Annotated in this window: 24 protein-coding genes and 1 tRNA gene; 11 read left to right on the top strand and 14 right to left on the bottom strand. The window is 65.7% G+C overall.

Annotation, left to right across the window (positions count from 1 at the left end; all coding sequences use genetic code 11):
• Nucleotides 1–15: 15 nt before the first annotated feature.
• Nucleotides 16–1512 (bottom strand): potassium/proton antiporter, encoded by a 1497-nt coding sequence (locus H7J73_RS28875; RefSeq protein ID WP_264071248.1) that lies wholly within the window; start codon nucleotides 1510–1512, stop codon nucleotides 16–18.
• Nucleotides 1513–1594: 82 nt separating this feature from the next.
• Between H7J73_RS28875 and H7J73_RS28870 the strand changes: the two genes are divergently transcribed.
• Nucleotides 1595–2260 (top strand): potassium channel family protein, encoded by a 666-nt coding sequence (locus H7J73_RS28870; protein ID WP_264071247.1) that lies wholly within the window; start codon nucleotides 1595–1597, stop codon nucleotides 2258–2260.
• A gap of 10 nt (nucleotides 2261–2270) precedes the next feature.
• Here the strand turns inward: H7J73_RS28870 and H7J73_RS28865 are convergent, their stop codons facing one another.
• Nucleotides 2271–2729 (bottom strand): MarR family winged helix-turn-helix transcriptional regulator, encoded by a 459-nt coding sequence (locus tag H7J73_RS28865; RefSeq protein ID WP_264071246.1) that lies wholly within the window; start codon nucleotides 2727–2729, stop codon nucleotides 2271–2273.
• Nucleotides 2730–2984: 255 nt separating this feature from the next.
• Here H7J73_RS28865 and H7J73_RS28860 point away from each other — a divergent pair, with 255 nt between their 5' ends.
• From H7J73_RS28860 to H7J73_RS28850, 3 genes are read left to right on the top strand one after another with little or no spacing between them, the layout of a single operon-like run.
• Nucleotides 2985–3401 (top strand): MmpS family transport accessory protein, encoded by a 417-nt coding sequence (locus tag H7J73_RS28860; protein ID WP_264071297.1) that lies wholly within the window; start codon nucleotides 2985–2987, stop codon nucleotides 3399–3401.
• Nucleotides 3402–3436: 35 nt separating this feature from the next.
• Nucleotides 3437–6250, top strand: a complete 2814-nt coding sequence (locus tag H7J73_RS28855; protein ID WP_264071296.1) for an MMPL/RND family transporter — start codon at nucleotides 3437–3439, stop codon at nucleotides 6248–6250.
• Nucleotides 6247–6714, top strand: a complete 468-nt coding sequence (locus H7J73_RS28850; protein WP_264071245.1) for a hypothetical protein — start codon at nucleotides 6247–6249, stop codon at nucleotides 6712–6714. The genes H7J73_RS28855 and H7J73_RS28850 overlap by 4 nt, the downstream gene beginning before the upstream one ends.
• Here the strand turns inward: H7J73_RS28850 and H7J73_RS28845 are convergent.
• Together H7J73_RS28845 and H7J73_RS28840 are read right to left on the bottom strand one after the other, a co-directional pair.
• Nucleotides 6702–7787 carry a 3-deoxy-7-phosphoheptulonate synthase gene (locus H7J73_RS28845; protein ID WP_264071244.1) on the bottom strand — a complete coding sequence of 362 codons (1086 nt, stop codon included), beginning with the start codon at nucleotides 7785–7787 and terminating at the stop codon, nucleotides 6702–6704. The two genes, H7J73_RS28850 and H7J73_RS28845, sit on opposite strands and share 13 nt — an antisense overlap.
• Nucleotides 7788–8100: 313 nt before the next feature.
• Nucleotides 8101–9162: a hypothetical protein gene (locus tag H7J73_RS28840; protein WP_264071243.1), complete on the bottom strand. Its 1062-nt coding sequence runs from the start codon at nucleotides 9160–9162 to the stop codon at nucleotides 8101–8103.
• Nucleotides 9163–9598: 436 nt separating this feature from the next.
• On the opposite strand from H7J73_RS28840, the gene H7J73_RS28835 reads away from it, so the two are divergent.
• The 3 genes from H7J73_RS28835 to H7J73_RS28825 all read left to right on the top strand — a co-directional run bounded on the left by H7J73_RS28835 (nucleotide 9599) and on the right by H7J73_RS28825 (nucleotide 12139).
• The gene (locus tag H7J73_RS28835) at nucleotides 9599–9916 is read left to right on the top strand and encodes a WXG100 family type VII secretion target (protein WP_264071242.1); all 318 of its coding nucleotides are present in this window, start codon (nucleotides 9599–9601) and stop codon (nucleotides 9914–9916) included.
• Entirely contained in the window at nucleotides 9913–11607 is a 1695-nt protein-coding gene (locus H7J73_RS33765) for an alpha/beta hydrolase (RefSeq protein ID WP_264071241.1), read from the top strand. The genes H7J73_RS28835 and H7J73_RS33765 overlap by 4 nt, the downstream gene beginning before the upstream one ends.
• Before the next feature lie 91 nt (nucleotides 11608–11698).
• A complete protein-coding gene (locus tag H7J73_RS28825; protein WP_264071240.1) occupies nucleotides 11699–12139 on the top strand; it encodes a lipoprotein LppJ family protein in 441 nt (146 codons plus the stop codon).
• Between the two features lie 139 nt (nucleotides 12140–12278).
• Here the strand turns inward: H7J73_RS28825 and H7J73_RS28820 are convergent.
• A tRNA-Leu gene (locus H7J73_RS28820) sits at nucleotides 12279–12362 on the bottom strand.
• Nucleotides 12363–12635: 273 nt separating this feature from the next.
• On the opposite strand from H7J73_RS28820, the gene H7J73_RS28815 reads away from it, so the two are divergent.
• Nucleotides 12636–13016, top strand: a complete 381-nt coding sequence (locus H7J73_RS28815) for a hypothetical protein (RefSeq protein ID WP_264071239.1) — start codon at nucleotides 12636–12638, stop codon at nucleotides 13014–13016.
• A complete protein-coding gene (locus tag H7J73_RS28810) occupies nucleotides 13013–13378 on the top strand; it encodes a DUF3817 domain-containing protein (RefSeq protein ID WP_264071238.1) in 366 nt (121 codons plus the stop codon). The genes H7J73_RS28815 and H7J73_RS28810 overlap by 4 nt, the downstream gene beginning before the upstream one ends.
• Here H7J73_RS28810 and H7J73_RS28805 read toward each other — a convergent pair.
• From H7J73_RS28805 to clpS, 9 genes are all read right to left on the bottom strand, one after another.
• Nucleotides 13356–14834 (bottom strand): MFS transporter, encoded by a 1479-nt coding sequence (locus H7J73_RS28805; protein ID WP_264071237.1) that lies wholly within the window; start codon nucleotides 14832–14834, stop codon nucleotides 13356–13358. The two genes, H7J73_RS28810 and H7J73_RS28805, sit on opposite strands and share 23 nt — an antisense overlap.
• Before the next feature lie 36 nt (nucleotides 14835–14870).
• Nucleotides 14871–15482 carry a non-canonical purine NTP pyrophosphatase gene (locus tag H7J73_RS28800; protein ID WP_264071236.1) on the bottom strand — a complete coding sequence of 204 codons (612 nt, stop codon included), beginning with the start codon at nucleotides 15480–15482 and terminating at the stop codon, nucleotides 14871–14873.
• 45 nt (nucleotides 15483–15527) lie between these two features.
• On the bottom strand, nucleotides 15528–16307 hold the full coding sequence (gene rph, locus H7J73_RS28795) for a ribonuclease PH (protein ID WP_264071235.1): 780 nt from the start codon (nucleotides 16305–16307) through the stop codon (nucleotides 15528–15530).
• A gap of 33 nt (nucleotides 16308–16340) precedes the next feature.
• Nucleotides 16341–17114: a cyclic nucleotide-degrading phosphodiesterase gene (locus H7J73_RS28790; protein WP_264071234.1), complete on the bottom strand. Its 774-nt coding sequence runs from the start codon at nucleotides 17112–17114 to the stop codon at nucleotides 16341–16343.
• Nucleotides 17115–17183: 69 nt separating this feature from the next.
• Nucleotides 17184–18014, bottom strand: a complete 831-nt coding sequence (gene murI, locus H7J73_RS28785; RefSeq protein ID WP_264071233.1) for a glutamate racemase — start codon at nucleotides 18012–18014, stop codon at nucleotides 17184–17186.
• Complete coding sequence (locus H7J73_RS28780; protein WP_264071232.1) at nucleotides 18011–18679, bottom strand: rhomboid family intramembrane serine protease; 669 nt, start codon at nucleotides 18677–18679, stop codon at nucleotides 18011–18013. The genes murI and H7J73_RS28780 overlap by 4 nt, the downstream gene beginning before the upstream one ends.
• Nucleotides 18680–18755: 76 nt before the next feature.
• On the bottom strand, nucleotides 18756–19778 hold the full coding sequence (locus H7J73_RS28775; protein ID WP_264071231.1) for a P1 family peptidase: 1023 nt from the start codon (nucleotides 19776–19778) through the stop codon (nucleotides 18756–18758).
• The gene (aosR, locus tag H7J73_RS28770) at nucleotides 19775–20365 is read right to left on the bottom strand and encodes an oxidative stress transcriptional regulator AosR (RefSeq protein WP_264071230.1); all 591 of its coding nucleotides are present in this window, start codon (nucleotides 20363–20365) and stop codon (nucleotides 19775–19777) included. Before aosR ends, H7J73_RS28775 begins: the two co-directional genes overlap by 4 nt.
• 31 nt (nucleotides 20366–20396) lie before the next feature.
• The gene (gene clpS, locus H7J73_RS28765) at nucleotides 20397–20699 is read right to left on the bottom strand and encodes an ATP-dependent Clp protease adapter ClpS (protein WP_264071229.1); all 303 of its coding nucleotides are present in this window, start codon (nucleotides 20697–20699) and stop codon (nucleotides 20397–20399) included.
• A 125-nt stretch (nucleotides 20700–20824) separates the two neighbouring features.
• Between clpS and H7J73_RS28760 the strand changes: the two genes are divergently transcribed.
• A complete protein-coding gene (locus H7J73_RS28760; protein ID WP_264071228.1) occupies nucleotides 20825–22111 on the top strand; it encodes a nicotinate phosphoribosyltransferase in 1287 nt (428 codons plus the stop codon).
• Nucleotides 22112–22119: 8 nt separating this feature from the next.
• A complete protein-coding gene (locus H7J73_RS28755) occupies nucleotides 22120–24147 on the top strand; it encodes an ATP-dependent DNA helicase (RefSeq protein ID WP_264071295.1) in 2028 nt (675 codons plus the stop codon).
• Nucleotides 24148–24171: the final 24 nt, after the last annotated feature.

Genomic DNA, 24171 nt, shown 5'->3' with positions numbered 1-24171 from the left:
TCGGGTCCGACCGACTCAGTCCGGTTCGCCGTACTCGTCGAACCAGTAGGCAAGCTTGCCCCGCCGGTTGACCGCCCGCAGCCGTTTCTCCGCAGCCGCACGGGTTTTCGAGGTGGTGACGATCAGCAGCTCATCCCCGACCGCGATCCGCGTCTCCGGTTGCGGCACGAACGTATGGCCGGCGCGGATGATCAAGGTGATCACGCTCGGATCAGGCAGGCGTAGCTCCATGATCATCACGCTGTGCAGCTGCGATTCCGGCAGCACTGTCAGCGTCAGCAGCTCGGCTTCCAGCACGTCCAATGGCGCAGACTCGACCTGGATCTCTCGCGCGGCATCACCGGAGATCAGCCCGAGCCCGCGAGCAATCGGCCCGAGACTGGGTCCCTGCACCAGGGTGAACACCACGACCAACATGAAGACGATATTGAGCAGACGATGGCTGTCGGGGACCCCGGCGACGATCGGAAACGTCGCCAGCACGATCGGGACCGCGCCGCGCAGCCCGGCCCAGGACAAGAAAAGCTGTTCGTGCCACGGGATCCGGAAGCCGACCAACGACGCGACCACCGACAGCGGCCGGGCCACCAGCAACAGCACCAGACCGACGACGACGGCCGGCACCACGTCGGCGGCCAGTTCGCTGGGGTCGACCAGCAGGCCCAGCAGGACGAACAGGCCGATCTGGGCCAGCCAGCCCAGCCCCTCGGCGAAGGACCGGGTTGCCGAGCGGTGCGGTAGGCCGGAATTCGCCAGCACCACGGCAGCCAGGTAGGCGGCGATGAAACCGCTGGCGTGGATCGAACCCGCGGCGGCGAACGCCACCATGCCCAGCCCGAACGTCGCGATCGGATAGAGCCCGGAGGCGGGCAGCGCGATGCGGCGCAGCGTCATCGCGCCGAGGAAGCCGCAGCCGAGCCCGATCGCGGAACCGGCCAACAGCTCGTACGCCAGATCGGTAACCGCACTTTCCGGCTCGAACACGAATGGCGTCGCACTGAACATGAGCACGAGAATCACCGCGGGCGCGTCGTTGAAACCGGATTCCGCTTCCAGCAATCCGGCAAGGCGGCGCGGCAGTGGCAGCACTCGCAACACCGAGAACACCGCGGCGGCGTCGGTCGAGGAGACGATGGCGCCCAGAAGCAACGCGAGTTGCCCGCCGATGCCGAGCAGCAGATGGGCGCCCGCAGCGGTGATGACCATCGAGATCAGCACCCCGAATGTGGCCAGCACGCCGGCGGGCGCCAGCACTTTGCGCACATCGGCGAACCGGGTGGTCAGACCACCCTCGACCAGGATGACGGCGAGCGCCGCAGTGCCCACGTTGCGGGCCAACTCGACGTCGTCGAACCTGACGCCGATGCCATCCTCGCCGAGAATGACGCCGACCAACAGGAACAACAGCAGGCTGGGGAAGCCGACCTTGGTGGCCACCCGGGTAGCGACAATGCTGGCGAGCAGCACGAAGCCGCCGACGAGCAATGCCAGATACAGCTGCTGCAAAGTCATTTCAGTCCTGTCAGGGTTTGCACAGGTACAGTAGCGAACCCTGGGTCAAAGGTAGGTCGAGCCGAGCGTGAGGAGAGCGGTCATGCGTATCGCGATCGCCGGCGCCGGCGCAGTCGGTCGGTCCGTCGCACTCGAGCTGACCGACAACGGCCACCAGGTCCTGCTGATCGAGCGTGAGGTCCGCCGCTACGAACCGAACACCGTCCCTGCTGCCGACTGGCTGATCGCCGACGCCTGCGAGCTCACCGCGCTGGAAGAAGCCGGCGCGCACACCTGCGACGTGTTGCTGGCTGCCACCGGCGACGACAAGGCCAATCTGGTGGTCGCGCTACTGGCGAAATCCGAATTCGGCGTGCCACGGGTGGTCGCCAGGATCAACGACATCCGCAACGAGTGGCTGTTCAACCAATCGTGGGGTGTCGACGTGGCGGTGTCCGCGCCGGGCGCGATGGTCGCCGGGGTGGAGGGCGCGATCGACGTCGGGCACCTGGTGCGGTTGATGGGCCTGCGCGAAGGCGAAGCCAACCTGATGAAGCTGACCCTGCCCGACGACAACCCACTTGTCGGTCAACAGGTCGCCGACCTGGGGCTACCGGAGAACTCGGCGCTGGTCACCCTGTTTCGCGCCGGCAGCATCATCGTTCCCAAACCCGACGATGTCCTGGAGGCCGGCGACGAGATGCTGTTCGTCGCCAACTCCCAGCTGGTCGATTGGTCCGGGCTCGACAACGCCCAGCGCGGACCGTGAGGACACGACGTTATTCGGCAACCGGACCCTGGAGACCGGCCGCCTCCCGCATCTGTCCGAGAACACGCACCACCACCTGCGAAGCCAGCCATAGCGCCACCTGATCGTCCCTGGACACCGCGGGGAGCAGGGCGGCGATGCGTTGTCGACGGGTCTCGGCTCGGCTGTCCCAGTTCCGCCGCCCCGCCGCACTGAGCATCACCAACGACGCCCGACCGTCATCGGGGTCGCTCGATCTCTCCAGCAGCCCCTGGCATTCCATCCGTTGCACCAGTTGCGTCATCCCCGACTGGCTGGCGCCCTCGGCGGCGGCCAGCGCCGTCAAGCGCATCGGCCCCTCGCGATTCAGCCGGTTCAAGACCAGCGCCGCGCTCGCGCTCAGGTCGTTGCGGTCGATCAGGTAGCGCCACATCGTGTCGGTTCCGAGTGCGATCATCTCGCTGATGGCATCGACGCCCGCTGGTTCCATGGGGGCTTTATATCATTGAAGTGATGCACTTGAGGGAATTAGCGCAATGTCGGCAAAACCCAGACTTTGCACCACTAACGTAATGTGCTGCAGTTGGCATCTATTCCTGTCAGATAGCTGTGGAGCCCACTTTCCCGGTTGAACTATTGATCCTGTATAGGATATAAATCGTTCCGCGGAGCCCCGAGTCATCGGCTGCCTGCTACGCAGATTTCGAGAGGTGATCGAGTGCGCCAACGGTTTGCCGCCAGGACCGTGTTGGCTCGAGCGTGGCTGCCCCTGGTGATCGTCGTGGCGTTGGCGCTCGGTGGGCTGTGCATGTGGAAGGTCCACCAATCGTCGGCCCCTGGGCCGGTCCTGGCCGTCAATCCCCCGCAGGCACCGGAAGAGTTCACCCCCAAACGGCTGACCTACGAGTTGTTCGGCGACATCGGCAGTGGCGGGTTGCTCGACTACATCGATATCGACGGCCATCCGCACGAGGTCGAACTCACCGACCTGCCGTGGTCCCACACCGAGACGACCACGCTCACCGTCGTCTCGGGCAGCATCTCGGCCCAGGTGCACGGAGGTCAGGTGGGCTGCCGCATGTTGGTCAATGACGTTGTGCGCGACGAACAATCGGCGACTCGCCAGGACGCGGACGTCACTTGCAGAGTGAAATCCGCGTGAGCGCGCATCAGGCGACTCGGCCGTTCTTCCCCAGAATGGTCCGCCTGCTGGCCATTCCGATCATCATCTTCTGGGCGCTGCTCGCGATTACGACGAACACGTTCGTGCCGAAAGTGGAGGACGTCGCCACCGAACTGGCCGGCCCTGAGGTCCCGACGTATGCGCCGTCGCAGTTCGCACTGCTGCACATCGGAGATGTGTTCAAAGAGTCCAACTCCACCAGCCTGACGATGGTCGTCCTGGAGGCCGACCATCCGCTCGACGACCAGGACCACCAGTACTACGACGGCCTGGTGCAGCGCCTCAAGGCCGACTCCCAGCACGTGCAGTACGTGATGGACCTGTGGGGCAAGCCGATCACCGCAGCCGGCGCTCAGAGCATCGACGGCAAGGCGACCTATGTCCTACTTCGCCTGGCGGGCAACGTCGGTCAGATCCAGGCGAACCGGTCCGTCGAGGCCGTGCGCGACATCGTCAACAAAGACAGTCCGCCCCAGGGGCTGAGGGTCTACGTCAGCGGTTCGGCGCCGATGGCCTCGGACACCCTGTCCATCGCGAACTCCAGCCTGAACAACATCACCATCGTCACGGTCATCTTGATCTTCGTGATGCTGCTGCTGGTGTACCGCTCGCTGACGAACGTGGCCGTCCCCATGTACAGCGTGCTGTTCGAGATCCTCATCGCCAAGGGCGTGGTCTCGACACTCGGGCATTACGGCTTCATCCCCATGTCGTCGTTCGCGGTGAACATCGTCGTCTCGCTGACCCTGGGGGCGGGCACCGACTACGGCATCTTCCTGTTGGGCCGGTATCACGAGGCCAGACAGCTGGGCGAAACCCGCGAGGAGGCGTACTACACCGCCTACCGCGGCGTGGCGCCCATCATCATCGGCTCGGGTCTGACGATCGCCGGTTCATGCTTCTGCCTGAGCTTCGCGCGTCTGGACTACTTCCACACCATGGGTCCCGCGGTCGCCATCAGCATGCTGTTCACCATCGCGGCGGCGCTGACCCTGGCCCCGGCGCTGCTGACGTTGGGCACCCTGTTCGGGCTGTTCGATCCCAAGAAGGTGGTGCGCGGGCATCTGTACCGGCGCATCGGGGCCAGCGTGGTGCGTTGGCCGGTCCCGATCCTGGCGGCCAGCAGTGCCGTGGTCGTGCTGGGCGCGATCTTCGTACCGAGCTACCAGGTGAGCTACGACGACCGGACCTACCAGCCCTCGACCGGCGCGGCCAACCAGGGCTTCACGGCCTCGGACCGACACTTCCCGTCCAGCAAGCTGTTCACCGAGATGATGATGGTCGAGTCAGACCACGATATGCGGAACTCGGCGGACTTCATCTCGCTGGACCGGGTGGCGAAAGAACTGATCCGCCTGCCCGGGGTGGCCATGGTGCAGAGCATCACCAGGCCCCTGGGCCGGCCTCTGGACCACGCCAACGTGCCCTACCTGTTCACTGTCCAGGGTGGCGCCGCCGGACAACAGTTGCCGTTCAACGAACATCAGAACGACAACACCGATCAGCAGGCCAAGATCCAAGCCGATACCGTCGCGACGCTGGGCAAGACCATCGACCTGACCCAGAAGCTGGCCGACGATTTGCACACCACCGTCCTCACACTGGAGAACCTGCAGCAGGTCACCGACGAGGTCAACGACGACATCTCGAATCTCGATGATTTCATCCGTCCGCTGAAGAACTACTTCTATTGGGAGCCACACTGTTTCGATATTCCGGTCTGCTACTCGTTCCGGTCGTTGTTCGACGGGCTCGACGGTATCGACGCTCTTGACGAACAGATCGGCCACGCCGTCACCGACTTCCAGGCCGTCGATGCGCTGATGCCGCAAATGGTCGCCCAGTTGGAGGTGATGCGCGACGAGACCCAGGCGCTACAAGCCGTCATCGTGAACAACTACGGCCCGGCACACCTGCAGTCCACCCAGACCGACCAGACCTTCGACGACCAGATCAACGTCGGCAACGACTTCGACGCCTCGCGCAGCGACGACTACTTCTACATGCCCAGAGAGGGTTTCGACAACGAGGACGTCAAGACCGGTGAGCAGCTGATGATGTCACCGGACGGAAAGGCCGCGCGGTTCGTCATCACCCACGAAGGCAACGCGATGGCACCCGAGGGCATCGACCACGTCAACGCCTTCCCCGACGCGGTGAAGGCAGCGCTCAAGGAGACGTCGTTGGCCGGGGCGAAGATCTACATCGGCGGCGCCGCCTCCAACAACAAGGACATCAGGGAATACGCTGCATCGGATCTGAAGATCGTGGCGATCGCCGCCTTCGTCCTGATCTTCCTGATCATGCTGGTGCTCACCCGTTCCCTGATGGCCGCGATCGTGATTCCCGGCACCGTCGCATTCTCCTTCGCCGGCGCCTTCGGTCTGTCGATCCTGTTGTGGCAACACTTGATCGGGCTACATCTGCACTGGCTGGTGCTGCCGATCACGTTCGTCATCCTGGTTGCCGTCGGCTCCGACTACAACCTGCTCCTGATCGCACGGGTCAAGGAAGAGATCGGCGGTAGCCGGCAGATCGCCGGGCTGAACACCGGCCTGATCCGAGCCCTCGGCAGCACCGGCGGCGTGGTGACCTCAGCCGGACTGGTATTCGCCTTCACCATGCTGGCGATGCTCGCCAGTGACCTCAAGACGATCGCCCAAGTGGGGACCACCGTCTGCATCGGTCTGCTCCTCGACACGCTCATCGTCCGGTCGTTCATCGTGCCGTCGCTGATCAGGCTGCTCGGGCCGTGGTTCTGGTGGCCGACGCTGGTGCGCCACCGCCCGCTGCGGCAGCCGGCGGATTTCCGGGGGGTGAGCCGATGAACCTCAGCACGCACACCACGGGCCTGGGACTCTGGGGGCTACTGATGTTCGTCGCCCTCGGTTTCGAAGTCGTGTTCGCCAGCCTGGCGTTCGTCTACACCCGGCGACTGCTACGGCTGCGAGCCATCCCGGGCAGCGACGATATCAACGGCTACCAGAAGGCGCTTCGCAAGTTGCGCAAGAACGAACCCATGACCGAGGACGAATACCACCTGGCGGAGCGCATCATCGACATCCGTCGATCGCCGCTGGCGTTCTCGGTGCCCGCCGCCTTCATGACACTGGGGCTGTTCTACATCTTCGGCAGCCTGGAGTACCTGCACGGCTCCACCCCGTCGGAGCGCACGTTTCTCGGGATCATCCCCATGTTCACCTCGACCAACCTCATCATCCAGATGCTCAAGAGCGCGAGCCTGAAGAAGCGGCTCAAAGATGCACGGCTCCACGAGGTTCAGCCGGCCTGAGCCCCTTTCGCCTCGTACAGCTGTGCCAGCACATCGGCGGTCGTGGTGAAGTCCATGCACTTGTCGGTGACCGACTGGCCATAGACGAGTTCGCTTCCGGGAGGCGCCGGCAGCGACTGCGCGCCCGCGACGAGGAAGCTCTCCAGCATCAGGCCGCTGATGCCCTGCTCGCCGGCGCCGATGCGGGCCGCGATCTGCTTGGCAACCTCGGCCTGACGGAGGTGGTCTTTGCCCGAGTTCGCATGCGAGCAGTCGATCATGACCCGCGCGGGCAGCCCTGCCGCCGCCACCGCGGAGACGGCGGCAGCAACAGATTCGGCGTCATGGTTCGGGCCACCCGAGCCGCCCCGCAGGATCACGTGGCAATCCGGGTTTCCCGCGGTCTCGACGACAGCGCCACGGCCGAACGTGTCCAGCCCGAAGAACACATGCTGGGCGGCAGCGGCTTTCACACCGTCGACAGCCGCCTGGAGGTTGCCGTCGGTCCCATTCTTGAATCCGACGGGCATCGACAGCCCCGACGCCAGCTGCCGGTGGATCTGCGACTCGGTGGTCCTGGCTCCGATCGCGCCCCAGGCGATGGCGTCGGCGATGTACTGCGGGCTGGTCGGTTCGAGGAATTCACAGCCCACCGCCAGACCGAGCGTGCCGATGTCCAGCAGGAGGGCGCGCGCCGCGCGCAGGCCGCGCTCGACCTGGTAGCTGCCGTCCAGTCCGGGATCGTTGATCAGCCCTTTCCAGCCGACCGTGGTGCGCGGCTTCTCGAAGTACACGCGCATGACGATCTTGAGTCGGTCGGCGTAGGCGTCGGCCAGGGGCTCCAGACGGCGCGCGTAGTCCAGTGCCGCCACCGGATCGTGGACCGAGCACGGACCCACGATCAGCAGCAGTCGGTCGTCACGACCGGCAAGGATGTCGGCGATCTCGTCGCGATGGCGTTGCACCGCCTCGCCACGACGCGCGGTGAGCGGGAGTTCGGCGCGGATCTGTTCCGGCGCGGGAACAGCACGAAAGGACACGATCCGTTGATCGGAAGTGCTCTCGACCTCGACGGTGCTGCTGGTGATGGTCACGATGCGTTCGGGCTTCCTCTGAGTGGTTCTCAGGGCATACCCGCGGCCTCTCCGGTGCCCTGAAATAACGAAAGCAGCGACCGTATGGTCACTGCTGGGGCTCCGGGTGGCGTGGTGCGCAGGGTCTAGATCGCCCTATCCGCGGCTCCGCCCGGAGCCGAGATAAAGCGCCAATAGCAGCGCGCGCCGATGTTCACGCAAGCCACCCTACGCCCCGGGCGCTCGGCTTGGCCAACCCGGGGCTGTCGGGAGAGGCACGGCTATCGCCAAGTAATCGCACCTCGGCGGCGCCACCGGCGACAGCTGGCCCGCCTCAGGCCTCGTCTTCGTCGAAACAGTCGTACCGACGCGCATCCGCCAACACAGCGTTCCGATAACTGTCGGCCATGGCATCGATGACCGCGATGGCCTCGGCGGTCAGTTGGTGTCGAATTTCGCTTTCCGCGTGAGCAAATGGCACGTAAGCGCGCAGCAGAGCGGGAGCATTGAGCTGGGCCGTCAGCTCGAGGCGATCGTCATAGTCGGGACGCTTGAGCAATTGCCTGAGGCGTTCTGCACTCCATCGCAGGGGATCACGGGTGCCCTGGTCCACGAAGTTCTCCAGGAGTACCTCGTAGTCCCCACCTGTGAAGGGCGCTCCGGCCCACGACGCGAAGAAGCGTTCGAGCACTTCGGTCGACTCTTGCTGAGGAACAAGCGAACCGCCATCCGGCAACAACCGAACGAGCCACCTCAGCAGCGCGCGGGATTCCGGCCAGTGCTCCGAATCGCCGAACGCGATATCCGAAAGGGGGTTATCGAGCGCCTTCTCCAAATACGCCCTGGCGTCGGCCGGACCGAATTCGGCGAAGGCGGTGTCACGATCACCACCCGCTTCGGCGATGTCGCGCACCGTAGCCAGTGGTCTCGCCAAAAGAAGTGCTTCAGTGATGCGCGACAACGCCAGGTGGTCGACATACACCGCGAAGGTCAGTTCTCGACGGTCCGCAAGACGTACCCCCAACAGCAGCTGGTCGCCGTCGCCGAGTACGTGCGCTCTTCGCATCACCCGGTACACCTCGGTCCGGGCAAGCTCGGCGAGCCAGACGGGTAGCGCGTCGTCGCGTTTGTCGAGTTCACGGCGGCAGTGACCTTTCAGCGCGTCATCAGTCCGTGACAGTTCGCTGAGCAATGCCAATAGCGCCGTGGTCTCAGGCGACTTGAGTTCGATGAAGGCGGCGACGAAGTCATCGAGACTGTGGGTGATGTCCCAGCCCCGTCGCCGCGGCAGAGTTGACTCCGGCGAGCAAGCCTCGATCATCAAGCTCACCAAGCTGAACAGCTCCGCCGGCTCACCATCGCCCACCGCTCGGCGCACTCTGTCGACAAGCGACATTTCCTGAGGAGGCTGTTCAGCCGCCCCTGACGGTGCGCTTGTCCCGCGGCGGGCATTTCGGCGCCGAGCGGCACGCCGGGCCCGTTTGGCTGATCTACGTTTGAGTTTGTCCACCATGGCCGGAAGATACCTACGTCAGCCGACATGAGGTGTGCCGGTGCGCGTGGCCTGTGGACAAACGAGTTGATCCCCGCGCGGGCTTGCGCAAAGTGGTTGCACCAGAGGGCAATCGATCACACACAGAGATGACGCGCAGGGCGCCTGATCGCAGCTGGCGCAACCCGCTGTCCGGCGACGCACCTATCGGACTGCCTGCCGAACGCACATGAGGCGGTCAGAGCCTTCGATTCGCTCGATTTCGGCGGTGAACCGCCCAACCGCCCGGTGGTAGGTTCGCTTCATCAGCTGTTTGCTGGACGGTAATTTAGGGGAATACATGACCGACCCGCTGAGATCTGTTCCAGAGCATCTCATCGCCTCTGGAGCCATTGCCGACGATCACTCACAGAACGTTTTCGTCACACACTCCGCGGCCGACAGCGCCATCGAATCGTCACTGTTCAGCTGGGCGGGGCAATCACAGACGGCGATGACCGCCAAAGCCGGCGAGTGGGCCACCCTCACAACAACCCTTACCACCCGCCTCTACTCCCACGCCGAAGCGCTGCGGACAAGTGGTTTGTCGTTCGCCGACATGGACAATCAGAACGCCGAAGACCTCGATGCCGTCTACAAGCACCCGGGCGACCCGTGACGCTCGGCGTTGCCGATATCGAGCGTTGGGATCCGGAAGCAGTCCGCGAGGTGTTTCACGCAGCATCGGCACGAAGCGGGGCGGCGACGCAGGCCGCCCAAGCCATGGAACAGCTGCCGGCCTTTCAGACGTGGGGCGGCGTCGCCGCTGACGCCGCACGAGACGCGATTGGAAAGACTCGGGTCGATCTTGACGCCCATGCCCAGGAAGCGCTCGCCGTGGCCCAGGCCGCACAGAAAGCGGCCCAAGACATCGAAAAGGTCAAAGTCGAGCTGCGAAACCTGGAGGACGCTGCACACTCGGCAAAGATGGATATCGATCCGACCACCAGCAGCGTGGTCGCCGGACCGGGATTCACAGGCCTCACCTCCGACCTGTCGTCCATGCAAGCCCGGCTGAACGCGATCCTCGCCGAAGCCAACAACGTCGATGCCGAACTCGCTGCCGCCATCACCATGGCAGACGGCAAGGCGCCGATACCCGCGGCGGCGCCGACACCCTATCCACCGCCTGAAACGACGAAACCCGAAGACGTCAACAAATGGTGGAAGTCGCTCACCCCCGAACAGCAGCAGGCCCAACTTCGCGACAATCCCGAATTCATCGGCAACCTCAATGGCATCCCGGTCGACGCCCGCGATGACGCCAACCAGCGAGTTATGCGCAACGACATCGAGAACATCCAGGAGGCCGCCACTCGGCACGGCGTCTCGGCGCAAGACGTTCTCGACGACCCTTTCCGATACGGCGCCACCCCCAATGACGTCACCCGCTACACCAATGCGGTCAAGGTCGATCAAGCTCTGGCTGCCGACCAGGCCAAGACTGGCGCGCAGACGTTTCTCCAGGTGTATCAACCAGACAGGTTCAACGGCCAAGGCCGCGCAGCAGTCGCCATCGGGAACCCGGACAAGGCCGACAACACCACCGTCGTCGTACCGGGCACCAGCCACAGCGTCACCGAAGGCTGGCTCAGCGCTGACGATTCGACCAACCTGTACACCGAAGCCAAGAACGCCGACCCGGGCAGAAGCACCGCCGTGGTGGCGTGGATGGGGTACAACGCGCCCGACGATCTCACCGACCCGCAGGTGGCGCAGACGTCGCTGGCCCACGAAGGGGGCGCCCTGCTGGCCTCAGACGTCAATGGCCTCAACGCAACTCATGACGGCGGCACCTCGCACGTGACGGTCATGGGGCACTCCTACGGATCGACGACCGTGGCCGATGCCGCGGCCGGCTACGGCATGCATGCCAACGACGTAGTCCTGATCGGTTGCCCTGGAACAGATATGGCCAAGAGCGCGGCCGACTTCCATCTCGCACCAGGTGGCCACGTCTACGTCGGTGCCGCCTCGACCGACCCGATCACCCAACTGGGCGGCCTACCACAGGTCCATCTACCGGGCACCGGCGTCAACCTGGCGCTGGGAGCTGATCCGTCGGTCGACGACTTCGGGTCCACGCGGTTCAAAGCCGAGGTACCGGGACTCACCTTCAACGACCACAGCCACTACTACGACCCTGGGAGTGAGTCGCTGTTCAGCATGGCCGATATCGTCTCCGGACACGGTGACGCCCTCGAACACGACGGCATGACCGCACTGCACCGCAATGAGCTGATGGCCGAACTCGGGTTGCCCAGCGACCCCGAGTTGTACCGTGCCCCCACCTCGGGGCACTACCACTGATGACGGAGGCCTCGAATTGAAGCGAAGTGTCCGCATAGCCCAACTACTGGCGGCAGCAACGGTCGCCGTGTCTCTCTCAGGATGTGGAGTCATGAAATCCGATGTCGACAAGGTGTCCGATCCCCTGACACCAGATCAATCCAGGGCCCAGGTCATGGATGCCGGACGCGAAGTCGTCACCACTCTCGATCTTCACGTGGTCGATGGGGCGTTCTGGCACGCCTCCTGTAACGACCAGGGCGACCCGCCATTCCGCGGTCAACTGCGGATCGCATACCCCGCGGCACCGACGTTCGATGACTCGAAGGCCCAAATCGCCCAGATGACAGATCATCTCAAAGCCTCTGGCTGGACAGGCGACCCCGATTTCCAATCCCACGGCACCGTCCTCCAGAAGAACAATGTCGTAGCCGTCTTCGGCCCACAAAACGCCAGCGATCCCAACCCCGAGGTCATGTTCTACGGCGAATGCCGAGACGTCACCACGACCAAAGAAACCAAAGGCCAGCCGGAGCCGGTCTCACTGCCATGAGCCGCTCCGGTTGCGCTTACGCCGACTGATACAGCTGCATCGTGAGGAGCAGGAGTGTGCGGCACGGTGCCGCGGACTCGATCGCACGACCCGATCCAGGCTGTTCGCGCTCGCGCTGATTGCAGTAAGCAATCCGTAGTGCGGGCGGAGGGACTCGAACCCCCACGCTCTTTCAAGCAATGGCACCTAAAGCCATGGCGTCTACCAATTCCGCCACGCCCGCAATGACGCTGATCCTACCGACTCCGACCGCGCAACCTCGCCGGTGGTGCCCTCTGGTTCGACGGCATACGGGCCAGCCCCTCGGCGACGGGTCCATCTCAGGTAGTCGGCGTGTGTGGCGACCACGGGTGGCGCTGGATTAGGAAGCACCTTGACATCGTCCTGGCTTGTTGTGAATCGACGAACATCGTCGGGCCCGAATCCGCGCCGCAGCCAGACCTGACAGACCAACCTGTGATTCCGCCGGAATGCGGCCAACCGGTACCGTCGAGGGGTGTCCACTACAAGCCGTCGGAGATGGCCGATGATCGCGCTGGTGATCATCGCTGCCTGCGGCTGCCTGGCGCTGGCCTGGTGGCAGTGGACCCGCTTCGAGTCGAATTCGGGCTCGTTTCAGAACCTCGGCTACGCGCTGCAGTGGCCATTCTTCGCCGGTTTCTGTGTGTACGCCTACCGCAAGTTCGTCCGCTATGAAGAGGCACCGCCGGCACCGTCCGATACCTCAAGGACCCAGATCCCCGAGGGGCTGCTGCCGCAACGGCCCGCCACCTCGTCGCCGGCCGTCGACGACGATCCCGCCCTGCGGGAGTACAACAGTTACCTGGCCGAACTGGCCAGAAACGATCAGGACCGACAGGACAGGACCACCGCATGACGGCAGCAGAGCCACCAGAAGCGCGGACCGCCGTTCCCGGCGCCGCGCCCGTCGACAAGATCCGGACGGCACTGCTGGGCTACCGGGTGATGGCGTGGGCGACAGGCGTGTGGCTGATCGCGCTGTGTTACGAGATGGTCGTGAAATACATTGTCCAGGTTGATAATCCGCCGAGCTGGATTGGTGTCGTGCACGGCTGGGTGTACTTCGTCTACCTGTTGTTCACGGCGAATCTTGCCGTGAAGGTGCGCTGGCCGATCGGCAAGACCATCGGGGTGCTACTGGCAGGAACCATCCCACTACTGGGCATCATCGTCGAGCATTTTCAGACCAAGAAGCTCAAGGCGCAGTTCCAGTTGTGACGAGGGCCGACGCGCTCTCGTCCACGCCGTCGGCCGGATCGGCAGGCGCGGCGGGTTTGGGGATCAACAGGGCCAATATCGCGGCACCGACGCCGGCACCCGCGGCGATGAACAGCGCGATGTGAAAGCCCCGCAAGGTGGGAAATTCATGGCCCGCGAACGACATCGTCATCCCGCCGAGCACGGCACCCATCACCGCACTGGATATCGAGGTGCCCAACGACCGGGCCAACGAGTTGATGCCGTTGGCGGCTGCGGTCTCCGAGATGGGGACCGCGGAGTTGATCAGCGCCGGCATGGACGCGTAGGCAAAACCCACTCCCACGCTGATGATGATGCCCATCACCATTATTCGAGAGGGGCTCGTCAACAGTTGCAGTCCAGCCAGATATCCGCCGCTCACGATCAGACAGCCCACGATGAGGGTGAACTTCGGCCCGCGCCGGGCGGATATCCTGGCCGCGATCGGTGCAGTGACCATCATCGCCAGGCCACCCGGTGCCATCCACAGGCCCGCCTGCAACATCGACTGACCGAGGCCGTAACCCGTCTGCGTCGGTAACTCGAGAACCTGCGGCGCTATCAGCGACGAGGCGAACATCGCGAAACCGATACCGATCGAGGCCAGATTCGTCGTGAGCACCGGCCGCCGCGCGGTGGTTCGCAGATCGACGATGGGTGACGACGCACGGAGCTGCCAGCAGCCGAACACCACGAAAGTCGCGGCCGAGGCACCGAACAACGCCCATGTGGTCGTGCTGGTCCATCCCCATTGCGCACCCTTGGTGATCGGCACGAGCAGGGTCACGAGCCCAGCCGCCAACAGCACTGTGCCCAGCGGATCGAACTTGTCGTCGGACCGGGCGGCGACCGTGGGCACCATGAACGTGAACATCAAGACCGCCGCCACGCCAAGCCCGGCGGCGAACCAGAACAGTGCATGCCATTCGAAATGCTGGGCGATGGCCGCGGCCAGCGGTAAACCGAGCGCCCCGCCCACACCCAGCGATGAACTCATCATTCCCATGGCCGAACCGACCCGATCCGCGGGCACGCTGGCGCGCAGCACGCTGATTCCCAGCGGGATGATCGGGATTCCAAACCCTTGCAACCCCCGGCCGATGATCACCGGCAGCAGCGAGTCCGCCAGGGCCGCGGTCAGCGACCCCGCCGTCAGCGCGAGCGCACAGGCGACCAGCATCGGCTTCGGTCCGTACATATCGCCGAGGCGACCGAACACCGGTGTGGCCACGGCGGCCGTCAGCAGGGTTGCGGTGATCGCCCAGGAAGCGTTCGACGGGCTGGTGTCGAGGAGCTTCGGTAGTTGCGGGATCACCGGGATGATGAGGGTCTGCATCAGCGAGACACCGATGCCGGCCAGGCACAGGACTGCGATCAGAATTCCGGGATGCGGGGGTTGCGCCGCGCGGATCGCCTTCTCGGTATGCCGCCCCACCGCGTGGACTATACGCAGTTAGACACGCTATTCAAATTACTCCGGCAAAGTGACCAACGAGGGCACCAACTGCGCCAGCGCACGGCCGCGGTGCGAGGCCGCGTCCTTCTCCGCCGGACTCAACTCGGCGGCCGACCGGTCGGACCCGACCGGCACGAACACCGGGTCGTAACCGAACCCGCCAGTGCCGCGCGGTGCGCGGGCGATCGTCCCCGGCCACTCCCCACGAACGACGACGTGGTCATCGGGACCAGTCCCCCAGACCAGTGCGCACGCGGACACGAAGGCGCCGCCGCGACGGTCGTCGGGCACATCTCCGAGCTGAGCCAGGAGCAATGCGGTGTTGGCGGGGTCATCACCATGCCGGCCTGACCAGCGGGCCGACAAAACCCCGGGCATCCCGTTCAACGCATCCACTTCGAGGCCGGAATCGTCTGCGACACAAGCCAATCCGGTAGTCACATAACCGTCGCGCGCCTTGGCGAGCGCGTTCTCTTCGAAGGTCGCGCCCGTCTCGGGAGCTTCGTCGTAGGCGGGCACCTCGTCGAGCGACACCAACGTCACCCGGTGCAGCCCCGCCCCGTCGAGCACGCGGCGCAGCTCAGCCAGTTTCTTGGCGTTGCGGCTGGCCACCAATAGGCGCGTCATGTTGCGCCGCTCCTCCTCATCACTCGTGCCTCGGTCGCCGGCGCGTCAGCTTCCGAACGCCTTCTTCGACGGCGGCCCGTCGGGCAACTGCCCCGGATAGGGCAGCTCGAGCGCTGCACGCTGAACGGCGAACAACGTGTCGCACGCAGCGAGTGCCGCGTCGAGCAGCTTGTCCAGCGTGGAACGGGGGAACGTCGCGCCTTCGCCGGTCCCCTGCACCTCGACGAGCGTCCCGGTGTCGGTGGCGACGACGTTCATGTCGACTTCAGCGCGCGAGTCTTCTTCGTAGGGCAGGTCGGTGCGGACCCGGCCGTCGACGACGCCGACGCTGACCGCGGCGATCGCACAGGACAACGGACGCGGATCGGAGAGCTGTCCGGCCGCGCCGAGGTAGGTGATGGCGTCGGCCAGCGCGACGTAGGCGCCGGTGATGGCCGCGGTTCGGGTGCCGCCGTCGGCCTGGAGCACATCGCAGTCGATGGCGATGGTGTTCTCCCCCAACGACCGCAGGTCGATACACGCGCGCAGGGATCGACCGACCAGCCTGCTGATCTCCTGGGTCCGGCCACCGACGCGGCCCTTGACCGACTCACGATCCGAGCGGGTGTGGGTGGCGGCGGGCAGCATCGCGTACTCCGCGGTGAGCCAGCCGAGCCCGGAGCCCTTGCGCCAGCGCGGCACACCGGTGGTGACGCTCGCCGTGCACATGACTCTGGTCTGGCCGAATTCGACCAGAACCGAGCCGGCGGGGTGGGCAGTGAAACCTCTGGTGATGACTACCGGGCGCAGCTCGTCATCGAGTCGACCATCTTCACGTCTGGACACCAGGCAACCCTAACGAGGTGGGGTGACAACAGCTCAGGCGGCTCGTACCTCGAACGTTTCACCGCACACCACGGCCCGCACCGGACCGTCGAACTCGGCCTTCGCTTCGCTGATGACATCCTCGCGGGACGTCCACGGCGGAATGTGGGTGAGTAGCAACTCCGCCACCCCGGCCTTGGCGGCGATCTGACCGGCCTCGGTGCCCGAGAGATGCACGTTCTGCGGACGATCGGCGGCGTGCGTCCAAGACGCCTCGCAAAGAAAGACGTCGGCACCGCGGGCCAGATCGACCACCGAATCGCAGATTCCGGTGTCACCGCTGTACACCAGCACGGCGCCGGACGGGTCGGTGAAGCGCATGCCATAGGACTCAGTGGGATGCGAGACCAGCCGCGGCTCGACGGTCAGCGTGCCGAACGTGACAGCTCTCCCGTCCTCCCAGTGCCGGACATCGAAGATGTCGCGGAAATCGTCGAACTCGCCGCCCTCGGGTGACGACGCCGCGGCCAACCGCGCCCAGGTGTCGCTCGGGCCGTACATCATCGCCCGGCCCACCGGCGGGTTCGGGTGGTAGCGCCGCCACACGAAGAGACCGGGCAAATCGAGGCAGTGGTCGGCGTGCAAATGCGAGAGCAGCACCTGAACCTCGCCGGGGTCGGCGTGACGTTGCAGGGCACCCAGGACACCGCCGCCGAAGTCGATCACCAGCGGTGGAGTGTCCGGCGCGCTCAGCAGATAGCCGGAGGCAGGCGAATCGGGGCCGACGACACTGCCGGAGCAGCCGAGCACGGTGATTCGCACAGTCACTAGCTTGCCATGCCCCATATCACTCGTGCGAAAACATCAGAGCATTCACTGGCGAAACATTCGCCAGGATTACTGCTGCGCGCCAACGTGGCTGTGAACTGGCGCAACTCGGGTGATCGCCGGGCCGAGAAAGCGGCCGGCCAGTGTGGTGAAAGCGTCGGGATCGCCGGTTGCTTCGAAGAGGCGCACCGGTGTCGGCGAACCATGCGGCCGCAACAGGTCCTGCTCGCTGAGCACCCGCAGAAGATCCTTCGCCGTCTCTTCCGCACTCGAGACCAGGGTGACGTTCTCGCCCATCGCGAGCTGGATCAGACCGGACAGCAGCGGGTAATGCGTACAGCCCAGCACCAGGGTGTCGACGCCGACGCGCTGCAGCGGCTCGAGGTACCCCTCGGCCAGTCCGAGCACCTGGCGCCCGCTGGTGATGCCGCGCTCGACGAAATCGACGAACCGCGGGCAGGCCACCGCGGTGATCTCCGTATCGCGGGCGGCCGCGAACGCGTCCTGGTAGGCGCGGGACGTCACCGTCGCCTGAGTGCCGATCACCCCGATGCGCCCGCTGCGGGTGGTGGCCACCGCCCGGCGGACCGCAGGCAGGATGACCTCGATGACCGGGACGTCGTAGCGCTCCCGCGCATCGCGCAAGCAGGCCGCCGACGCCGAGTTGCACGCGATGACGAGAGCCTTGACACCGCGGGCGACGAGATCGTCCATGATCGCCAGCGCATGCGAGCGGATCTCGGCGATCGGCAGTGGGCCGTACGGACCGTTACCGGTATCGCCGACGTAGATCATCTCTTCGTCGGGCAATTGGTCGATGATCGAGCGCGCGACCGTCAATCCCCCGACGCCGGAGTCGAACACTCCGATCGGGCTCAGGGCGTCTGGCGCGAGCTTCATGACTTGTAGTACGGCAGCGGGGTGGGGGTCCGGTGCTTCTCACGCGCTTTGCGTTCGGGGCCGGCCAACAGATAGGCGGCGACGACACCGGCGATTCCGCCGCACAGGTGGCCCTGCCAGGACACCCCGAAGGTGCCGGGCAACGCGCCCCACAGGATGCCACCGTAGACGAAGAGCACGACGATACCGACCACGATCTGCCAGGCATGCCGGGTGAAAAAGCCGAACACGACGAGAAACGTCAGCCAGCCGAAGATCAGGCCGGAGGCACCGATGTGATTGGTCTCCACTCCGGGTGGGGCGCCGACGTTGCCGATCAGCCAGGTACCAAAGCCACCGAAGATCCAGATGATCACGGTCGCCCAGATGAACCGCGACATTCCGGCCAGCGTCACGAGGAAGCCGAGCACCAGTGCCGGCACGGTGTTCGCGACGAGGTGTCCCCAATTGGCATGCAGCAGCGGCGCGACGAGGATGCCCGTCAGGCCGTCGGTCTCCAGCGGCCGGATGCCGTTATTTTCCAGATGCTCACCGGTCACCTGATCCCAGGCTTCGATGATGTAGAGCAGCGCGACGAACGTGATGATGGTGGCGCCGCCGACCATCCACACCGGCCGCTTCTTCGACTGCGGCGCCGACTTGGCCGAATACCCGGGGGCACTCATGCCCGACCCGTGATGCCCATAGCTGCCCTTCCAAAGCGTCTTCCGCTTGGTCCAGGCTACCGGCGCAAGCAGCCACCTACGCGAATGCGCCGGGCAGCATGCCGCGGTAGGTCGGTATTCCGGCGATCGATTCGGCGGCGAACACCCCGGCCAGAACGGCGATCGCCAGACAGTCCGCGGCGGCGGCACCGATCTTGGCCACCAACTTGGTCTCCGGCGACAACGAAGAGGGGGTGTCGGCAAACGGCTCCACCTCGACCGCGCCGGTCGACAGCGCGAACACCGTGTCCCCGTCCAGCGGGGTGTGCGCGGGACGAATGGCGTGCGCCAGCCCGTCGTGCGCGGCTATCGCCATTCGCTTGCACGCCGCCGGGCTCAGCGCAGCATCGGTGGCCACCACCGCGATCGTGGTGTTCAGTGGGCTGTCCGCGCGCTCGAGCTCGGCGAACACCTCGATCTGCTCAACCGGGGGCGGCAGCAGCCCGAACTCTCGGATCAGGTGTGCCATCCACGGCAGACCCGTCACGGGATCCACGACATTTCCCGCCGAATTCACCGCGACGACAGCGCCGACGGTGACGCCGATATCAAGCGTGATCGACGCAGTGCCGAGTCCACCCTTGAGCACTCCGGCGCGGGCGCCCACCCCGGCCCCGACCGTTCCCACCGCGAAATCGACACTGGCGGCCTCGGCTGCCGCGCGGCCGAATTCCGCGCTCGGGCGACACTGCCAACCGCCGACAGGCAGGTCGAAGATGACCGCCCCGGGCACGATCGGCACCAGACCACCGTCCATCGCCACCCCGCGGCCCTGTTCTTCGAGCCAGCCCATCACGCCGTCGGCCGCGGCCAGTCCGTACGCGCTGCCGCCGGTGAGCAGGACGGCGTCCACGTAACGCACGCTGTTGGCCGGATCGAGCAGGTCGGTCTCCCGGCTACCTGGTGCACCTCCGCGGACATCGACGGCACCCGTCGTGCCGGGCGGGGTGAGCACAACGGTGCTGCCACACGCCCAGCCGGAGCCGAGGGTGGCGTCGGGATCGAGCCGATGATGATGTCCGACAAGGATTCCCGCGACGTCGGTAATCGCGCCGGTCATCGGATCGGCTTACCCATCAGACCCAGGACCAGATACTCCTGCAGCACCGTCAGCCATTGGTAGACGTCGAGATGGCCGGCCATCGGGTGCTCCGGCGGCAGCCGGTCAGGACCGTCGGGGCCCATACCCAGCATGCTGCCCAGTGCCAGCCGGACGTCGTTGACGCTGGCGACCCACGCGTTGGCGTCGTCCTCGGTCAGCTCGAACTTGCCGCCACCCTTGGGGCAGGTGTCCAGTAGCCGCCGCGCGGCTTCGCGTTTGGCGTCGATGATCTCTGGTTCGTGCAGGCTTCGCAGCGCACTGTTGAGGCTGTCGGCCGCGGCCGACCCTGCGGGGTGGTCATTGTTCTGCGGGCGGAAGAAATCCGGCAGGAGCCGGCTCATCGTGGCGTCCTCGGGAGGCGTTGCGTTGCCGGTCCGGATCCCGGTGATCTGCTCCAACTCATCCGACGGCGCCGCAGCCTCCCGGTCGTCGAGCATGCCCACCATCGAGGTGACCATGTTGTGCAGTAGAGCTGCTTCGTGGGGATCGAGGGTGGAACGGAAACGCGGGCCGCTGGCGGTGTCTACCCGCTTCCATTTGCGCACTGTTAAGCCCTGATTACCCCGTCTGTCCCGGTCAGCGATCTTGCTGCATCGTCGCCCACAAACCGGCGGCGTGCAGCTTGGTGACGTCGACCTCCATGGATTCCCTGGTACCCGACGACACGACGGCCTTGCCTTCGTTGTGAACTTGCAGCATCAGCTCGGTGGCCTTCGGTTCGTCGTAGCCGAACAGCTTTTGCAAGATGTACGTCACGTAATTCATCAAGTTGACCGGATCGTCCCAGACGATCGTCACCCACGGCCGTTGCGTGGCCACCGACGGGTCGGAACTCCGTTGCCCCGCGGACCCGGGCTTGGTCTCTGCTGGCGCAGCCATGGGGGTAAGGATACCGAGGTTTCGTCACGCTGAAACCAGCCTGCCGCCGACTCGGGCCCAATCCGATCGACGGGCTCCTCACCGTCTCGTACCTCGCCGGATTCGTCACCCGTAATGTTTGCGCTGTGACGGTGGCCCTGCTGACCGATAAATACGAGATCACCATGCTGTCCGCGGCGTTGCGCGATGGCACGGCACACCGGCGGACGACCTTCGAACTCTTCGCCCGCCGGCTGCCCGACGGCCGGCGCTACGGTGTGGTCGCGGGTCCAGGACGCTTCTTGGAATCATTGCAGCAGTTCAGGTTTGACGATGCCGAGCTGGACTCGATGGCAGACTTCCTCGACTCCGACACCCTCGCATTCCTGCGGGATTTCGAGTTCACCGGCGACGTCGACGGCTATGCCGAAGGCGAACTGTACTTCCCGGGGTCACCGGTGTTGTCGGTCCGCGGCAGCTTCGCCGAATGCGTGCTGCTCGAAACCCTGGCGCTGTCGATCTTCAACCACGACACGGCCATCGCCTCGGCCGCCGCTCGCATGGTCAGCGCCGCCGAGGGCCGCACGCTGATCGAGATGGGATCGCGTCGCACCCATGAGCGGGCCGCGGTCGCCTGCGCCAGGGCCGCCTACATCGCCGGGTTCGACGGCACCTCCAACCTGGAGGCCAAACGCACCTACGGGGTGCCCGCGCTCGGTACCAGTGCACACGCCTTCACCATGTTGCACACCACCACCACAGGCCCCGACGAGCTGTCCGCGTTCAAGGCGCAGGTGGCCGCGCTCGGTGTCGGCACCACCTTGCTGGTGGACACCTACGACGTAACAACCGGTGTCGCCAACGCGGTCGAGGCCGCCGGCCCCGACCTGGGTGCGGTTCGCATCGACTCAGGCGATCTGGGTGTGCTGACCCGTCAGGTCCGTCAACAGCTCGACAGCCTCGGCGCCACCAACACTGCCATCGTGCTGTCGGGTGACCTCGACGAGTACTCGATCGCCGCCCTGCGCGCCGAACCCGTCGACAGCTACGGCGTCGGCACCAAACTGGTCACCGGTTCCGGGGCGCCGACGGCGAACATGGTCTACAAGCTGGTCGAGGTGGACGGTATCCCGGTCCAGAAACGCAGCAGCGACAAGGAATCTCACGGCGGCGCCAAGATGGCGGTGCGGCTGTCCCGCTCCACGGGCACGATCGTCGAAGAGGTCGTCTACCCCGTCGGCCGGCGACCGGACATCGCCGAGCCGTCACGCGTGGTGACCGTACCCATGGTGCGCGACGGCAAGCGGGTCTTCGCCGGCGATCTCGCCGACGCCAGGGCATTGGTCGCCAGCGGCCTGAAAAGCGTGCCGTGGGAAGGGCTCAAGCTCTCCCACGGTGAACCCGCGATACCGACCCGCCTCATCGCACCGTAAGGACGACGATCACGTCAAACACCTCCGTAACCGAGCTGTTGGCCGTCGCCGTGGCCGCCCTCGGGGGCAGCGAGCGAACCGGCCAGATCGCGATGGCCGAAGCCGTCGCCAAGGCCTTCGAATCCGGCGAACATCTCGCGGTTCAGGCCGGCACCGGCACCGGGAAGTCGCTGGCCTACCTCGTGCCCGCCATCGCCAAGGCCACCAAGGGCGAGCCCCATGACAGCACCCCCGTCGTGGTGTCGACCGCGACGATCGCGCTGCAGCGCCAACTGGTCGACCGCGACCTGCCCCGGCTGGCGAAGGCCATCACCGCCGCGCTGCCGCGGGCACCTCGCTTCGCGTTGCTGAAGGGTCGCGGAAACTACTTGTGCCTGAACAAGATTCACAACGGATCGGCGGGGAACGTCGATCCGACTCAGGGCGGTGAGGCCTCTCAGGAGGAGCTGTTCGAACCATTCGCGGCAAGTGCGCTCGGCCGTGAGGTCCAGCGGTTGACCAGCTGGGCCGACGAAACCACCAGCGGTGACCGCGACGAGGTCAAACCCGGCGTCTCCGACCGGGCCTGGGGCCAGGTCAGTGTCTCGGCCAGGGAATGCATCGGGGTGGCCCGTTGTCCGTTCGGCACCGAGTGCTTCTCGGAGAAGGCGCGCGGGGAGGCCGGCCGCGCCGATGTGGTGGTCACCAATCACGCTCTGCTGGCCATCGACGCCATCGCCGATGCCTCGGTGCTGCCCGAACATGATCTCCTGGTCATCGACGAAGCCCACGAGTTGGCGGATCGGGTCACCGGCGTGGCAACCGCCGAGCTGACCTCGGCAATGCTCGGGGTGGCACTGCGGCGCGCCACCCGGTTGATCGGCCCGGAGCTGAGCCAGCGACTCGACACGGCGTCGACCACGTTCACCTCCGCGATCCACGACGCCGAACCGGGCCGCATCGACCATCTCGACGAAGAGCTGGCCACGTACCTGACGGCGCTGCGCGACGCCGCCCACTCCGCGCGTACGTCGATCAACCCGTCCCCCGGCGACCCCGCCGCCGCAGCAGCACGCGCCGAAGCGGTTTCCGGCCTCACCGAAATACACGACACAGCCGACCGGATCCTGATCTCCTACGGGCCCGCGCTGGCCGACCGGAACGACGTCGTGTGGCTCGACCACGAAGACAACCGCGGTCAGATCAGGCCGGTGCTTCGGGTGGCGCCGCTGTCGGTTGCCGGCCTGCTGCGCAGCCGGCTGTTCTCGCAGGCGACGGCGGTGCTCACCTCGGCGACGTTGACAGTCGGCGGATCGTTCGACGCGATGGCCTGGGCGTGGGGACTCAACATCCCCTCACCCGAAGGCAAAACGCCGAAATGGCGTGGACTCGATGTCGGTTCGCCGTTCGAACACGCCAAATCGGGCATCCTCTACGTCGCCGCACACCTGCCGCCGCCGGGACGCGACGCCAGCGGTTCGGCTGAACAGCAGAACGAGATCGCCGAGCTGATCACCGCGGCGGGCGGGCGGACTCTGGGGCTGTTCTCGTCGATGCGCGCAGCCAAGGCGGCGGCCGAGGCAATGCGTGAACGCCTCGACACTCCGGTGCTGTGCCAAGGGGACGACAGCACATCCGAACTCGTCGAGCAATTCGCCGCTGACGCCGAGACGTCGCTGTTCGGCACGCTGTCGCTGTGGCAGGGCGTCGACGTGCCCGGGCCGTCACTGTCGCTGGTGCTGATCGACCGCATCCCGTTCCCGCGGCCCGACGATCCACTGCTGACCGCCAGACAGCGCGCCATCGCCGCGCGCGGCGGCAACGGCTTCATGGCGGTGGCGGCCAGCCACGCCGCGCTGCTGCTCGCCCAGGGCGCAGGCCGGTTACTGCGCAGGGCCGATGACAGGGGCGTCGTCGCCGTGCTGGATTCGCGGATGGCCACAGCACGCTACGGCGGCTATCTGAAAGCGTCGCTGCCGCCGTTCTGGGCGACCACCGATGGCGCTGCGGTCCGCTCGGCGCTGCAGCGGTTGCAGACCGACAGTGAGCGCGGGTGAGGGCACTATCCTGGCAACACGCTG

Source organism: Mycolicibacterium komossense (assembly GCF_025822605.1).
GTDB classification, from domain to species: domain Bacteria; phylum Actinomycetota; class Actinomycetes; order Mycobacteriales; family Mycobacteriaceae; genus Mycobacterium; species Mycobacterium komossense.
This window is presented reverse-complemented; position numbering and strand designations above follow the sequence as displayed.

Coding starts and splice junctions, on each gene's coding strand:
- H7J73_RS28810 (WP_264071238.1), top strand. CDS start 13,013: ATGACGGCAGCAGAGCCACCAGAAGCGCGGACCGCCGTTCCCGGCGCC.
- H7J73_RS28855 (WP_264071296.1), top strand. CDS start 3,437: ATGGTCCGCCTGCTGGCCATTCCGATCATCATCTTCTGGGCGCTGCTC.
- H7J73_RS28825 (WP_264071240.1), top strand. CDS start 11,699: ATGAAATCCGATGTCGACAAGGTGTCCGATCCCCTGACACCAGATCAA.
- H7J73_RS28780 (WP_264071232.1), bottom strand. CDS start 18,679: ATGAGTGCCCCCGGGTATTCGGCCAAGTCGGCGCCGCAGTCGAAGAAG.
- H7J73_RS28850 (WP_264071245.1), top strand. CDS start 6,247: ATGAACCTCAGCACGCACACCACGGGCCTGGGACTCTGGGGGCTACTG.
- H7J73_RS28875 (WP_264071248.1), bottom strand. CDS start 1,512: ATGACTTTGCAGCAGCTGTATCTGGCATTGCTCGTCGGCGGCTTCGTG.
- H7J73_RS28775 (WP_264071231.1), bottom strand. CDS start 19,778: ATGACCGGCGCGATTACCGACGTCGCGGGAATCCTTGTCGGACATCAT.
- H7J73_RS28835 (WP_264071242.1), top strand. CDS start 9,599: ATGACCGACCCGCTGAGATCTGTTCCAGAGCATCTCATCGCCTCTGGA.
- H7J73_RS28800 (WP_264071236.1), bottom strand. CDS start 15,482: ATGACGCGCCTATTGGTGGCCAGCCGCAACGCCAAGAAACTGGCTGAG.
- clpS (WP_264071229.1), bottom strand. CDS start 20,699: ATGGCTGCGCCAGCAGAGACCAAGCCCGGGTCCGCGGGGCAACGGAGT.
- H7J73_RS28865 (WP_264071246.1), bottom strand. CDS start 2,729: ATGGAACCAGCGGGCGTCGATGCCATCAGCGAGATGATCGCACTCGGA.
- H7J73_RS28840 (WP_264071243.1), bottom strand. CDS start 9,162: ATGTCGCTTGTCGACAGAGTGCGCCGAGCGGTGGGCGATGGTGAGCCG.
- H7J73_RS28870 (WP_264071247.1), top strand. CDS start 1,595: ATGCGTATCGCGATCGCCGGCGCCGGCGCAGTCGGTCGGTCCGTCGCA.
- murI (WP_264071233.1), bottom strand. CDS start 18,014: ATGAAGCTCGCGCCAGACGCCCTGAGCCCGATCGGAGTGTTCGACTCC.